The following is a 14,029-nucleotide window of genomic DNA, read 5'->3' on the forward strand; positions in this document are numbered from 1 at the left end:
TAAACACACTTGGGGAGTAAATACATCCCTGTGATACCCCTTCACTTCATACGGGTGGACGCTGTCCCCCATTCATTAGTGAGAAAAGATATATCCGTCTCACTAAATGAAGTTTACTTATCCAAGTGCTTTTTGAATAGCTTCAATAACACGTTCTGCCTGGAATGGTTTAACAATAAAGTCTTTTGCTCCGGCTTGAATAGCATCGATAACCATAGCCTGCTGTCCCATTGCTGAACACATAATTACCTTTGCTTCTGGATTTACTTGAAGAATTTCTTTTAAAGCTGCCAACCCATCTTTTTCTGGCATCGTAATATCCATGGTCACTAAATCAGGTTGACTTTCCTTAAATTTTTCAACAGCTTCATTACCGTCTTGTGCTTCAGCAACTACTTCAAAATCATTTTTTGTTAAAATATCCTTAATCATCATTCTCATAAAAGCTGCATCATCTACGATTAAAATCTTTTTGCTCATTTTTTTCTCTCTCCTCATTATACTAATCTACTTTTTCAAATGTTGAATTCTATCTAACTGACTAACAATATCCGTTACACGTACTCCGAAGTTTTCGTCGATAACAACAACTTCCCCTTCAGCCACTAATTTTTCATTTACAAGAATATCTACAGGCTCCCCGGCCAACTTATCTAATTCAATAATGGATCCTGCTCCAAGTTCTAAGATTTCCTTAATGGACTGCTTTGTTCTTCCTAACTCAACAGTGACTTTTAAAGGGATATCCATCAGCATATCCAAATTACGTTGTCCCTGACTGCTTAAAGGGGGCTGTTTAAAATCTGAAAAAGCTGCCTCCTGTATATTTGCTTCATGCAGGCTGCCGTGTCTGCCCAGAATGTCATCATTTTTTTGATGTGTTGATTCTGTCCTTGCTGCTGTCCGGCTGACAGACTCTTCCGCTTGAATGTTTTCCTGCAGTGGTGCTGAAGGAGTATTTAAGCTTGTATTTACATTCGTTTCAGGGATATCAGCCGGTTCGCTTGCTGCTGCTTTCTCTGGCTTCTTTTCTGCCGGACTTTCTTCTGTAGCTGCAGGAGCCGGATTCATTAATTGCTGTACTAATTCTTTAGCAAAATCAATTGGAACAAGTTGTACCATATTAGAATCTATTAAATCTCCAACCATTAATTTAAAGAAGACTTTGACATAAACGTCATCTTCAAATAGACCTTCTTTTCTTTCATTCCCCAATCCATGAATAATCTGCGGAGGAGAAATGTCAATTTTCTTATTAAATACTGTGGACATACTTGTGGCAGCAGCACCCATCATCTGATTCATTGCTTCCTGAACTGCACTGAGGTGCATTTCGTTCAGTTCCTTATCCGGGCTTGTCCCATCACCGCCAAGCATAATATCAGCAATTACTTCTGCATCCTCTGATTTAATGAAAAAAACATTATTGCCAGTAAAGCCTTCTATGTAATTTACTTGAACACTTACAGGTTTAAATGTCACTTCTTCTTCTAATTCATCTTTTGTAATTGTTGTAACAGCTGGTGTTGTAATCTCTACCTTTTGGTTTAAAAGTGTAGACAGAGTAGTAGCGGAGCTTCCAAAGGAAATATTTCCAATCTCTCCTAAAGCGTCTTTTTCTATACTCGTCAGGAACTCGTCCCCACCCGTTTGCTCCTGCTGGTTTTCATCCTCTTTATTTTCAGATACATTAAGCAGTGCATCAATTTCTTCCTGCGACAGCTTGCCGTCATTCATCATTTTCCATCACCCCATTCAGTTCCTCTAATACTTGAACAGACATTTTATGCCGATACTTACCTGGCTGCACAAGAAACTTAAACTCATCATTCACAGCCATCTTTAACGGCGAATCAATCGGCTGATCTAATGCAATCACATCCCCGGCAGAGAACTTCAAAAATTCATCAATATTAATTGTTGCTTCACCAAGGATTGCTTTTACTTCAACATCCGTATTTTGAAGATACTGTGACATTCTTTGCAGACTTTTTTCATCTTTATTTTTATTCGTCTGCATCCAATAGCTTGCAGAGAGCTTTGGTATAATTGGTTCCAAAATAATATGCGGAATACATATATTAATCATACCTGATACTTCTCCAATCATAGCTGTTAAAGAAACAACAACAACTGTTTCTGTTGGTGCAACAATCTGCATAAATTGGGGGTTCTCTTCAAATTCTTCTAAAACCGGTTCAATATCTGCAACAGATGACCAAGCATTTTTTAAACTGTCTTCAGCTTTCTCAAACAATTGTGTGAGCAAAAGCTTTTCAATTTCTGTCAGACTGCTTTTTTTTGAATCACTGGAACCTTTTCCGCCCAGCAACCGCTCCAATAATGCGAAAGCGATATTCGGGTTAATTTCCATAATCAAATTTCCGTCCAACGGCTGCAAACTATAAATATTAAGCACTGTCCGTTTCGGTACAGAGCGTATAAATTCCTCATAAGGTACCTGGTCCACAGAGGTAACATTTATATTTACATACGTTCGGAGCTGCGTAGCAAAAAAGGTTGTAAGCAATCTTGCATAGTTTTCATGAAGCCTAGAAATGCTTCGTATCTGGTCTTTAGAAAAACGTAACGCTCTTTTAAAATCATATACGCGAATACGTTTTTCATCTTCTTCCTTTTTCAACTCTTCTGCATCCATTTCTCCTGATGTTATCGCTGAAAGCAAGGCATCAATTTCATTTTGTGATAATACCTCATCCATAAAATTTGGTCACCTCCTAGCATGATATAATCTATTGAAGTATTTTCTTAATGGTATATACTTCGGTAACCGTTCCTTCTGTCATCATTTCATTTAAATTTGTTTTCAGCGTCTCCTCCAGATCATCAAGACCTGTTTGAAAATCCTCTTCTTCCATAACAGCCAATTCTTTAATTAATAGATTGGTGATTTGGAAGTCTCTTTTTTGTAATTCTTCCATCGCTTTTTTATCATCTGTAATCACTTGAAACTGAACCTGTACATATCTATCATCTTTAATATCTGTTGTTACTTCCGGCGTTTCATAGGAATGACTGACCATATCATCAATAGATTGCTCGCCGGATGTTTCTTCCGGTTCATTCACATAGATGACAATAATAAGCGTAGCTACAACACCAACAAGTAAAGTAATGATTGACGTTACAGCTATTTTTAATATTTTACTCATCTTTTTCACCTGCCTTTAAAGGAAGTGCAGGAAACCCAATCTCGTGATAAAAGGCTGTTACCTTTTTAATAATTTCTTCTTCACTTTCTTTTACAAACACTTTTTTTCCATTTAACAATGAAATACTTGTATCTGCATGGGCCTGAACTTGCTCAATCATTATTGCATTAAGAACAAAAGGTTCATTATTTAATCGGGTCAATCGAATCATGATTTATCGGGACTAGTCTGAGCATGTTAGTTCAGGCTAGCCCCTTCCTCCCTTGCTTATCGTTTTAGATTAACAAGCTCCTGTAAAATTTCATCAGATGTTGTAATTATTCTGGTGTTCGCCTGGAATGAACGCTGTGCTGTAATCATTTCAGTGAATTCTTCGGATAAGTCTACGTTGGACATCTCAAGCTGACCAGTTCTAAGTACACCGGCGCCTTCCTGTTCCGGTGTAAAGAATTCTGCACCTCCTGGGGCAGGCATTATACCAGAGTTATCTGTTGCACGATACAAATTACCGCCTAATTTTTCTAAACCATTAGGATTGGAAAAACGGGCCAAGCCTATATTAACGTTATTATCTACAACTTCTCCGTCTGCATCTATATACGTAACTGATCCATCTGTTAAGATACTGAAATCCTGTGAACCTGGTGGAACCTGAATGGCTTCTCCCTCGCTATCTAATAAATAAAGACCTTCCGCGTTTACAATATATCCGTTATCATCAAAACCAAAGCTCCCGGCACGTGTATAGTATCTATCATTTGGATTGGTTGTCACTGTTGCTCCTGCCCCTTCACCAGTAACCTGACCACCGCCTACAACAAACATACCATCTCCATCAATCATAAAATCTAACGGATAATTTGTAGTTTGCGTAAATCCCTGTGTATGGACATTATTAATCGCTCCTTGCTGTGAACCAAGACCAACCTGTTTGGCATTAACACCGCCTCGATTTCCGCCAGCACCCTGTGCTCTTGATGAAGTTTGGCTCAGCATATCCTGAAAATTAATCGTTGCTTTTTTATAACCATTGGTATTAACGTTAGCAATATTATTTCCGATAATATCTAATTTTGTTTGTGAATTTTTCATTCCTGAAATACCTGCATACATTGAACGTAACATGATTATTTCCCCTTTTTCCTTTTAATTTGACCGCTTCTGTCATTCCGCGGTTACAGACTTCCCTTAAAGGGTCCAGCCTTTTTGAATTTACAATAAAATTGTTCCATCGATATTAGTAAATACTTTTTTATCTGCCTCGGATTGATTCAACGCAGTAATCACTGTATTATTTTTGACACTGACAACCATTGCGCTTCCATCAACAACAACCAAAGCATCCTTAACTCCCATTTGTTTAGCTTCTTTTACTTTCTCATGAATAGATTCCCATTCCTTGTTGCTAAACTGGATATTCCTCTCCCGCATTCGATCTGCTGCATGCTTGCTGACAGCCAGTCCTTGTTGCTGTTGGAGAATATCGCCAAAGGATACATTTCCTTTTTTCGGTGCCGCTTTTTGTATATATTGCTCCTGTGATATAGCTGGTACGATTGGTTGAATTGGGCGAACCATTATTTTTCCTCCTCATTCTCAGAAGGGTCTGTTACATTATTTTCTGATTCATCATCTGTTTCCTGTCCTGATGTTCCTACCTCAATCACTGTATCAGCATAGATTTTCTTACCATTTTCCAAATGGAAAACAGCCCATCCATCCTGCTGAGATACAGAAACAATTTTACTTGATTCAATACCTTTTTCTCTTCCTGTTTCCTCGTCAAATGTTCTATAATTCACCGTTTCGCCGATCATATGGCTATACTGGATAGCTGGAGAAACAAGCTGATTATTAACCAGTAGCTCCATCGACTTTGACATATTCATCATTTGCTCCAAGGAAGAAAAAGTTGCCATTTGGGCAATAAATTCACTTTCATCCATTGTGTTCATTGGATTCTGATTTTGCATTTGCGCAACCAATAATTTTAAAAATTCATCTTTTCCTAATTCAGATGAAGGTGCCCTTTGCGTCGATTGATTACTTAAATATAAAGATGGATCTATGGAAGTAATTATTGTCACCGCCTTTCAAAAATGGATAAGAGCCATTACAAGCTAGGTTAACTCTGTATCTGTTCTTCTTCATTTTGAGATAATAGCTTCTCCATAAACGATTCAAATGACTCTGTTTCAGAATATTGCTCCTGTTCATTTGACTCAGAAGACTCTTCAAAATGATCTGCCTGCTGCTGGTCATTTTGATTTTCTTTCGAATTTTTAGATGCATCCGTTCCGTTGGAAAGCATCACATTATCCTGCTTTTCAATAGTTACCTGATGCGGAGAAAATACATTTCTCAGCTGATGCAGATTAGATTCTAATACTTCTTTTACGGCCTTAGAGGATACGAGCATCTGTACTGTCAATTCACCATTTGTCTGAACAAAACGGATTGTCATTTCCCCTAAATTATCTGGCCTTAATTGAATAGATATCGGATTTTGTCCTTGTACAAAGTTGTGCAGACGCTGGCTTTGAACAAGACTTTCAATCTTATCAATCAATTCTTTTCCTGATAAAGCCTTTGACAAATCTGTTTGCCCCATATTGACAATAAATTGCTCTACTTTTGAGATAGGCAGGCTCTCTTGTCTGAAAACATTTGGAGATGCACCTTGAATAGTTGTTTGCAGCCAGGCAGCTAATTTCGGCTCTATACGCTGTGCAGCTTCAGATACTGTTTTTGCCGATTGAGCTTCTGTTTGATCTGCAAAATTAACATTACTGTTCTGCTTAATAACTCCTGGAGCTACCTCTTTAAAAATTGATTGCAGCCATGTTACTATTCTGGCTTCTGTGCGCTGTGATCCTTCCATAACTAATTCAGATCTAACTGCTTTTTGCGGTTGAATCAGTATTTGTTCTACCAGCTTCCAGTCTTGCAATTGTTTCATTATTTGCTTTACCGTCTGTTCAGCAACTGCAGGGTTAGCTTTTTCCATCTGTTGGCTTATGACTTGTATTAATTGCTGTATTCTTGCTTGCCTATTATCCTCTGCCGGTTGGTTGGCAGCTTGTCCAGCATTGCTTCCAATATCCTTCAACAATTGTTCTTCCATTAAACCTGACTCTTTGAATAAATCAGCGATCTGCTTTACCATTTGCTCTGCTGTTGCAGAATCAGCTCTTAATATGAATTGATTTAAATCCTGCAAAGCTTTATTTACCTCTACTGCTTTAGGATTCAATTCATCATTTGTCTCTGTTCCTTCAGGCAGATTGGCATCAAGCAATTGATAAACCATCTGGTTTACTGTCTGACTAAAAATGAATGAGTCAGCTCTTTGCATGTACTGATGAATATCGTCCAAAGCTTCTTTTTTATCCAACTCAGGATTTTCCTGGAAAAACCGATCCCAATCCTGCTTTAATTTTGCTAACAGACTGGCTGTATCATCTATAACCGCCATTTCACCTACACTTTGCAACAGATTTACTATTTCATTGTAAATATCTGCAGCTCCCTGTAAATCTGCTGTTTCTTCTGAAGGAGATAGATGCTGTTTAAGCAGTTTTTGAATAAGTAATTTCTGCTGCTCGTCATTATCATCCATAGAAACTTCTTGTTGAGAATATAAGCTTTGCATTACTAATGTAAGTATTTCTTCTTGCAAGCCATCATTTTCTTGCAAAATAGCGAGTACTTCATCTGGTAATAGCTCCTTCAGCTGTTGATACGTTTTATCCAGCTGTTTCTTCTTATTTTCTTGCATTGGGACTGATATATCATCGGATACTGGTACTGTTTGCCGTAATAATAAATCACGGAAACCCGAATTCTGGTTCATTCCCTGTCCGGTATGCATCTTCTGATTGGAAAGCATAAATTCAGGCATACTTAATATCATCGGATTCATTTATTCACCTCCCTTCAATTTTTTATAAATAAAGAAAATCTATGATTCTAACATAAAATTGTATTTATTAAGGAACAGCTACGTCCAGCTCAATCAACATTTTGGTATAGGTTGTCGCTGCTTCCAATTCCATTTTCTGTAAAATATCACCGCGATCACCCGTTGACATTTCTTCTAAAATATCAACAGCTAAATCATCCTCTAAATTTTCGAGGATAGCGGCTGCTTCTTTACTTTTCATACCTTCCAGCGTTTTCGTCATAGAACTTTTTTCTGAAGCATTTGCCTGCCCTTGCGGATGCTCTACCTCTTGCTCTCCATCCGCATTTTCTTCTGCATCAGCACTTGCTGTTTCTTCCAGTTCATCCTGCAAACTGCTGATCTGGCTTTCCAGTTCAGTGACGGTATCCTCAAGACCTTGAATTTGTTCATCCTTGTTATCAATAATTTTATCTTTGCTTTCCAGCTGATTTTGTAGTGCCTGGATGTCATTGCCAGCATTTTTTTCTTCATCATCTATGAACATTTCTCCAACAACAGGAATGGATTTCCCCTGTTCCTTCAGCCAATCCAACGTATTAAATCCTGCAATATGTAAAACAAAAACAACAATGACAGCCAGAATAAAGAGTGGCATAGCTATTAAAAACAGCTTCATAAAGACACCACTTGAAGACTTTTGAACTTCTGTTTCGCTTTGTTTTTTATTCTTCATTTTTTTCACCTTTGCTTTTGTCTCAGATACTGTTGCATTGACATTTCATCCATAAAACTGGCTTCCTGTCTTCTTACAATTGCTTGAGCTTCTTCTTTTTTCAATTCAATAATCTTGTCATATTTTTTATATTCAATATAAGCTTCAGATAATTTGCTTTGTTTCTTATTCATATCGTTTCTTGCTCTTTGAACTAAAAGCTGGACAGTTTGAATTTGATTTGTCAGTTTCTCAATATAGGCAGACTGTTCTTTTATTTTCTCGATCGATGTAGACGCTTGAATGGCAGTTTCAAAGGAGTTCTCTGCAACTTCTTTTTTCTGCAATAGATTATACAGCTCCGTAGCAATCTTCTCGAACGTTTCTTGTGACTGCGCATAAGCCTTCTGAGCTATTTGCTTCTCATTATCATGTATATCTCTTATCTTTGCTAAACTGGATATCCCAGCCATAAAAACAACTCCTTTATTCAACCAGATTTCTCATCATTTGAACGGTTTCTTCAAAGCTTACCTGCTCATACACCCCTTGTTTTAAAAAAGAAACAATTTTGGGATAAGATGAAACAGCTAAGTCTACCTCAGGATTTGTTCCTTTTTTATATGCGCCAATAGAGATTAACTCATTATTTTCTTCATACGTTGCAAGAAGTGTTCTTAAACCTGTCGCTATCTGTTTATGCTCATCTGTTGCAATAACATTCATCACCCTGCTGATTGACTTTAAAACATTAATTGCGGGATATTGACCTCTTTCTGCAATTTTACGGTCCAGAACAATGTGACCATCAAGAATACCTCTTACTGCGTCAGCAATCGGTTCATTCATGTCATCTCCATCAACCAGCACCGTATAAAATCCAGTTATTGAGCCTTTTTCATCCGTGCCGGCCCGCTCTAACAACTTAGGTAAAATAGAGAATACGCTTGGAGTATATCCTTTTGTCGTCGGCGGTTCGCCAACAGCTAAACCAATTTCTCTCTGTGCCATAGCAACACGTGTAACAGAATCCATCATTAAATTCACATTAAATCCTTGTTCTCTGAAATATTCACTGATAGCAGTCGCTGTATATGCTCCGCGAATTCGCATGAGTGCAGGCTGATCAGAGGTTGCTGCAACAATAATGGATTTTTTTAATCCCTCTTCGCCTAAATCATGCTCAATAAATTCACGAACCTCTCTTCCACGCTCCCCAATCAGTGCAATAATATTTACATCCGCATTACTATTCCTTGCAATCATTCCTAATAGTGTACTTTTTCCGACACCGCTACCGGCAAACAGGCCGACACGCTGACCGATTCCCATTGACAAAAATCCATCAATAGCCCGCACACCAATTTGTAATGGCTGTCTGATTGTCGGGCGGGAAAGCGGGTTAGGAGGCTTTCTCTCCGTCTGGTATCTTGTTAAGCCCTTTGGTAATGATTCAGAATCAGAAAGCGGCTTTCCCAAAGGATCTAATACATGACCTATCAGACTTCTTCCTACCTTCACCATTAATGGATTTCCAGTAGCCTCCACTAAACAGCCTGAACCAACTTCATTAACTTCCCGATAAGGCATCAAAATAATTTTTTCGTTCTGAAAGCCTACTACTTCTGCTAAAATGAGATTACCATCGTTTGTACTGGTATGTATGTAACAAACCTCACCAATATTCGCAGCCGGCCCTTCTGATTCAATCATTAAGCCTACTACGCGAGTAACTTTTCCAAATCGTTTATATGAATCAGTTTTTTCAATTATTGAGATGAGCGCCTCTGTATTCATTGCATATCCTCCATAACATAATCCATCAATGCCTCTCTTATTTTCTGCAGCTGTGCATTGACACTTGTTTCCACTTGCCCATGAGGGTATTGAATAATACAGTCTGTTGACTCGATATGTACATCTGCATGGATAGACAGCTTAGTATCGTCGCCTATTAGACGCTGCAGCTCATCCTGATGAGAATGAACCTCTTCATAATAATCCGGGTGAACAATGATTGTAATGGACGGCTGGGACTTCACATCTTCAATCGCCGCCTTGATTAATTCCATAATATAATCTGGTTTTCCCTTTAACTCCTGATGCAGGATTTTATTCGCAACTGTCATGGATATCTCCACAATGCTTTCTGTTTGCTTTTCCAAGGTTTGATGATAATCCTCTTTTGCTATATCAATGATATGATTAGCTTTGTTCAGCCGACTTTCAAACTGCTGAAAAGCCTCTTGCCTTCCATCCTCATATCCTTTTTGAAATCCTTGCTCCTGTGCTTCCTCAATTAACTTTTGTTTTTCTTCTTCCCACTTGCTGCGAGCTTCTTTTATCTGATTATCAGCTTCTTCAACCCGTTTGTCCTGCTGCTCTTCAATAGAGGCTAACTCTTGTTTTCGTAATAAAATGGTCTCAGATAATTGCTGATGCACTTTATTTGCGTCCTCTTGATGCGTATCTGCCGGCGGAACAATGGATTCAATCGGTTTAATCGATATTTGTTTTTTGTAACTAGACAATAATATCGTCTCCTCCGCCTCGCGCGATAACAATTTCTCCTTTTTCTTCCAGACCACGTATTACATTGACAATTCGTGTTTGTGCCTCTTCTACATCTTTTAAGCGCACTGGTCCCATATACTCCATCTCTTCTTTAAAGGTAGTCACCATACGTTCAGACATATTATTGAACACAATATCCTTCACCTCATTGCTGGCAACTTTAAGAGCTAATCGTAAATCATCATTATCCACTTCTCTGATGACACGCTGAATGGCACGATTATCCAAGGTAACAATATCTTCAAATACAAACATTCTTTTCTTAATTTCTTCTGCTAAATCCGGATCCTGAGACTCTAAAGCATCTAAAATTGTTTTCTCTGTTGCACGATCTACTCCATTAAGCACCTCTACCACCGTTTGAATACCGCCAGTCTGTGTGTAATCCTCAGTCATAGAAGAAGATATATTTTTTTCTAACACCTGCTCTACCTGGCTGATAATCTCTGGTGATGTTGAATCCATCGTAGCGATTCTACGGGCAACATCTGCCTGTACATTTTTAGGCAGGGCAGAAAGGATTTGGCCACTTTGCTCAGCATCTAAATACGAAAGGATAAGCGCAATGGTTTGCGGATGCTCTCCTTGAATATAATTTAAAACCTGCTGCGGGTCTGCCTTTCTTGCAAAATCAAATGGTCTTACCTGCAAGGAAGAGGTCAGACGATTGATAATGCTCGATGCCTCCTGCTTCCCGAATGCTTTTTCCAAAACTGTTTTGGCATATCCTATACCTCCTTGAGAGATATAATCCTGTGCAACTGCAATCTGATGAAATTGATCTAATATATCTTCTTTTAAATGTGAATCTACCTTTTTCACAGAGGAAATATCTAAGCTGAGCTTCTCAATTTCTTCTTCTGATAAATACTTATACACTTGTGCTGATACATCCGGACCTAATGAGATTAAGAGAATGGCTGCTTTTTGTCTTCCTGTGAGTGTATTTTTTCTTGCCATCAATAAAACCTCCTAGTCTTCATTCATCCAGCTCCGTAATAATTTCGCAAATTCTTCTGGTTTTTCATTTGCAATTTTCTCAAGCTGTTTTCTCCTGATAACTTCTTCTGTATCTTTTGCGGTAGTAAGATCTGGAATAACCGGTTCCTCGTTATTGGTTACAGATGTTAATGGCTGTTCTTCCTGTATTTCTTCTTCCAACCATTCTTCCTCAGCACGATTTCTTCTGAGCATAACTATTAAAATAACTATGACAATTAGTAATATTCCGCCGGCAATATACAGCCATAAAGGAATTCCTGCTCCAGATGGTTCTTCTTGTTCTCCGGCAGAAGCGCTGAATTCCTGGAAAACAATCGATGTATTAGCAACGGCCTCTTCATCCTGTAAATCACCATCAACCGATGTTTCGATGATAGAATTCAAAATGGATTCGACACCTTCTTGAACATCTGTCTGTTCTTGCTGGTTTAAAAATTCTGTTTCTCCATCTGCACTTTGTCTTGCGCTGTTAACTGCCACCTGTATACCAAGGTCTCTGACTTGGTAAGGACTTTCTACTATCTCACGACGGATACGGTTAAACTCATAATTAATGGTTTCTTTATCTAATTCGTATTCACCGTCGTCACCATCACCGGCAGGAAAGTTAGCAACATCTTCCTCTCCAGTGCCCGCAACACCATCCAGGCCTCCCTGGCCTGCATAAGACTCTTGTATCGTTTCTAAGCTGACAGGAATACCTTCCATTGCTTCTAAATCGACAGGCTCTACTAAGTCTTCTGTTCGATTCTCCTGTGAAAAATCAATATCTGCAGTAACGGAAACAACAATATTTTCATTTCCTAACATTGTACCGAGCATCTGCTGTAATCTTCGTTGAATATCCCGCTCTACATCTTTCTTAATAGATTGCTGATTTGAATATGTATCCTGACCTCCGGCAAATTGCGTATCCCGATCATAGTATTCAAAGTACTGGTTCATAATGATGATATCTTCCGGATCTAAATTAGGGACTGCCTTCGATACAAGATGATAAAGTCCTTCTACCTGATTTCCTTCAAATTGATATCCTGGCTGTGTATGCAGCATGATAGCAACACTTGCTTCTCCAGATGCTTCATCAGCAAATACAGGCTGCTCTGGCATGTTGATCATGACATTTGCATCTTGTATGCCATCGATACCGGAAATCAAATTCCCAAGTTCAGTTTGCATTGCATCCAGTTTCATAACACTAAATTCATTCTCTGTAATACCCCAGGAGGCATTTTCACTAAAAAAAGAATAATCTATACTTCCGCTGCTTGGAAGACCCATAGAAGCAAACTCCAATAATAACGAATCAACCTGTTCCTCGGGAACCAGAATAGAGGCTCCGCCATTTTCAAGCTCATATGGAACAGCTCTCGTATCCAGCTCAGCTGTAATCTGGCCAGCCTCTTGCAGGGATAAATTATTATACAGAGGAACAAATTTCGTATTTGCAGTAAAGAAAACCATCGCAGCAATCAGCATAATGATCAGAACTGCTCCACCAATCATTGTTCCTTTTTGTCCCTTAGATCTGGATTTCCAAAAAGTAAAAGTGGATTCTCTCCATCTTTGTAATCTCTCTTTCATATACACTACCCTCACTAAATTCAAAAAACTGTAATCTTTATTATTACTTACGGTATTCACTCCAAAATATGGAAACAAATTTCATCAGACGAGTACCCATAAACTTTCGCCAATTAGTTTAATTACCATCAGAATTAAATTATATTAATCTGATAACATTGGTAACCATAGTCCAGGCTCCAGTTCTGTATTAACTTCACACTGTCATAGTGACTTATGCACCAGCTATATAATATTCGTAATTCATTATTCCAATGCTTGTCATTTAGGAATTTTTTTAACATCCTCTTATAATTATCTTTACACCTGCATTCGCATAATTTCGTTGTATGCGTCAATTACTTTTCTCTGTACCTGTACTCCAGTTTCCAGTGTAATACTTGCTTTTTGAGCTGAGATCATTACATCATGAAGGTTCTCCACATTACCATTTGCTAATCCTTCTGTCTGCTTGTCTGATTCTAATTGAATATGATTTAAATCCTCTATAGCACTTTTTAACATGGAGGAGAAATTACTTTGTACTTCGTTTGGAGTTATACGCGAAGGTTGATCATTTCCAATTTCATTCAAAGAAGGAAAATTAGTTCCAGCTATGTTCATTCCACTATACCACCTTTATTTTAGTTTTTTCCTATTTCTAATGCTTTCATCAGCATTCCTTTACTGGCATTGAAAGCTGTCACGTTTGCTTCATAAGAACGGGAAGCGCTCATCATATCAACCATTTCTTTTAAAGGATCCACATTGGGCATCTCTACATAGCCATCCTCATTTGCATCTGGATGCTCCGGATTATATACAAGCTCAAATGGCGTCTGATCCTCGACAATCCCTGTAGCTCTCACACCATCACCAGAGTTATTGCCACCTTCAGCGTATTTTAACATTTGCTTAAATGAAGGCTGTCCCGTACCAAAGGTAGCCATTTTCCGACGATATGGCTCGAATTCCCCGTCTGCATTCTGTGTAGCCCGGGTTGTCTGCGCATTTGCCAAATTGGAAGATACTAAATCCATGCGCAGTCTTTGAGATGTTAGTCCGCTTGCGCTGGTATTCATCGACTGAAAGATAGACAAT

General features: G+C 38.5%; 17 protein-coding genes. All 17 read right to left on the minus strand.

Going from position 1 to position 14,029, the window contains the following annotated elements:
- Nucleotides 1–117: 117 nt before the first annotated feature.
- Nucleotides 118–480, minus strand: coding sequence for a response regulator (locus MHH51_RS14475; RefSeq protein WP_147209539.1), 363 nt, complete (start codon nucleotides 478–480; stop codon nucleotides 118–120).
- Nucleotides 481–507: 27 nt separating this feature from the next.
- A complete protein-coding gene (gene fliY, locus MHH51_RS14480) occupies nucleotides 508–1,740 on the minus strand; it encodes a flagellar motor switch phosphatase FliY (protein WP_339282376.1) in 1,233 nt (410 codons plus the stop codon).
- Nucleotides 1,730–2,722, minus strand: a complete 993-nt coding sequence (gene fliM / locus MHH51_RS14485; RefSeq protein ID WP_147209541.1) for a flagellar motor switch protein FliM — start codon at nucleotides 2,720–2,722, stop codon at nucleotides 1,730–1,732. Before fliM ends, fliY begins: the two co-directional genes overlap by 11 nt.
- Nucleotides 2,723–2,753: 31 nt before the next feature.
- A complete protein-coding gene (gene fliL / locus MHH51_RS14490) occupies nucleotides 2,754–3,173 on the minus strand; it encodes a flagellar basal body-associated protein FliL (protein WP_147209542.1) in 420 nt (139 codons plus the stop codon).
- Entirely contained in the window at nucleotides 3,166–3,384 is a 219-nt protein-coding gene (locus MHH51_RS14495) for a flagellar FlbD family protein (RefSeq protein ID WP_147209543.1), read from the minus strand. The genes fliL and MHH51_RS14495 overlap by 8 nt, the downstream gene beginning before the upstream one ends.
- Before the next feature lie 56 nt (nucleotides 3,385–3,440).
- Nucleotides 3,441–4,298, minus strand: a complete 858-nt coding sequence (flgG, locus tag MHH51_RS14500) for a flagellar basal body rod protein FlgG (protein WP_147209544.1) — start codon at nucleotides 4,296–4,298, stop codon at nucleotides 3,441–3,443.
- 87 nt (nucleotides 4,299–4,385) lie between these two features.
- The gene (locus MHH51_RS14505; protein WP_147209545.1) at nucleotides 4,386–4,751 is read right to left on the minus strand and encodes a TIGR02530 family flagellar biosynthesis protein; all 366 of its coding nucleotides are present in this window, start codon (nucleotides 4,749–4,751) and stop codon (nucleotides 4,386–4,388) included.
- Entirely contained in the window at nucleotides 4,751–5,260 is a 510-nt protein-coding gene (flgD, locus tag MHH51_RS14510; protein WP_307725834.1) for a flagellar hook assembly protein FlgD, read from the minus strand. The genes MHH51_RS14505 and flgD overlap by 1 nt, the downstream gene beginning before the upstream one ends.
- A gap of 38 nt (nucleotides 5,261–5,298) precedes the next feature.
- Entirely contained in the window at nucleotides 5,299–7,095 is a 1,797-nt protein-coding gene (locus tag MHH51_RS14515; RefSeq protein WP_339282377.1) for a flagellar hook-length control protein FliK, read from the minus strand.
- Nucleotides 7,096–7,162: 67 nt separating this feature from the next.
- Complete coding sequence (locus MHH51_RS14520) at nucleotides 7,163–7,810, minus strand: hypothetical protein (RefSeq protein WP_147209547.1); 648 nt, start codon at nucleotides 7,808–7,810, stop codon at nucleotides 7,163–7,165.
- A gap of 5 nt (nucleotides 7,811–7,815) precedes the next feature.
- Complete coding sequence (gene fliJ / locus MHH51_RS14525) at nucleotides 7,816–8,262, minus strand: flagellar export protein FliJ (RefSeq protein ID WP_156986075.1); 447 nt, start codon at nucleotides 8,260–8,262, stop codon at nucleotides 7,816–7,818.
- Between the two features lie 13 nt (nucleotides 8,263–8,275).
- On the minus strand, nucleotides 8,276–9,586 hold the full coding sequence (gene fliI / locus MHH51_RS14530) for a flagellar protein export ATPase FliI (RefSeq protein ID WP_156986074.1): 1,311 nt from the start codon (nucleotides 9,584–9,586) through the stop codon (nucleotides 8,276–8,278).
- Nucleotides 9,583–10,320: a flagellar assembly protein FliH gene (fliH, locus tag MHH51_RS14535; RefSeq protein ID WP_198048622.1), complete on the minus strand. Its 738-nt coding sequence runs from the start codon at nucleotides 10,318–10,320 to the stop codon at nucleotides 9,583–9,585. The genes fliI and fliH overlap by 4 nt, the downstream gene beginning before the upstream one ends.
- Nucleotides 10,313–11,323, minus strand: coding sequence for a flagellar motor switch protein FliG (fliG, locus tag MHH51_RS14540; RefSeq protein WP_147209551.1), 1,011 nt, complete (start codon nucleotides 11,321–11,323; stop codon nucleotides 10,313–10,315). Before fliG ends, fliH begins: the two co-directional genes overlap by 8 nt.
- A gap of 12 nt (nucleotides 11,324–11,335) precedes the next feature.
- Nucleotides 11,336–12,949, minus strand: a complete 1,614-nt coding sequence (fliF, locus tag MHH51_RS14545) for a flagellar basal-body MS-ring/collar protein FliF (RefSeq protein WP_339282378.1) — start codon at nucleotides 12,947–12,949, stop codon at nucleotides 11,336–11,338.
- Nucleotides 12,950–13,249: 300 nt separating this feature from the next.
- Nucleotides 13,250–13,552: a flagellar hook-basal body complex protein FliE gene (fliE, locus tag MHH51_RS14550; RefSeq protein ID WP_147209553.1), complete on the minus strand. Its 303-nt coding sequence runs from the start codon at nucleotides 13,550–13,552 to the stop codon at nucleotides 13,250–13,252.
- A gap of 20 nt (nucleotides 13,553–13,572) precedes the next feature.
- The gene (gene flgC / locus MHH51_RS14555) at nucleotides 13,573–14,028 is read right to left on the minus strand and encodes a flagellar basal body rod protein FlgC (RefSeq protein WP_156986071.1); all 456 of its coding nucleotides are present in this window, start codon (nucleotides 14,026–14,028) and stop codon (nucleotides 13,573–13,575) included.
- Nucleotide 14,029: the final 1 nt, after the last annotated feature.

It is taken from the genome of Oceanobacillus sp. FSL K6-3682 (genome assembly GCF_037976165.1).
GTDB classification, from domain to species: domain Bacteria; phylum Bacillota; class Bacilli; order Bacillales; family Amphibacillaceae; genus Oceanobacillus; species Oceanobacillus sojae.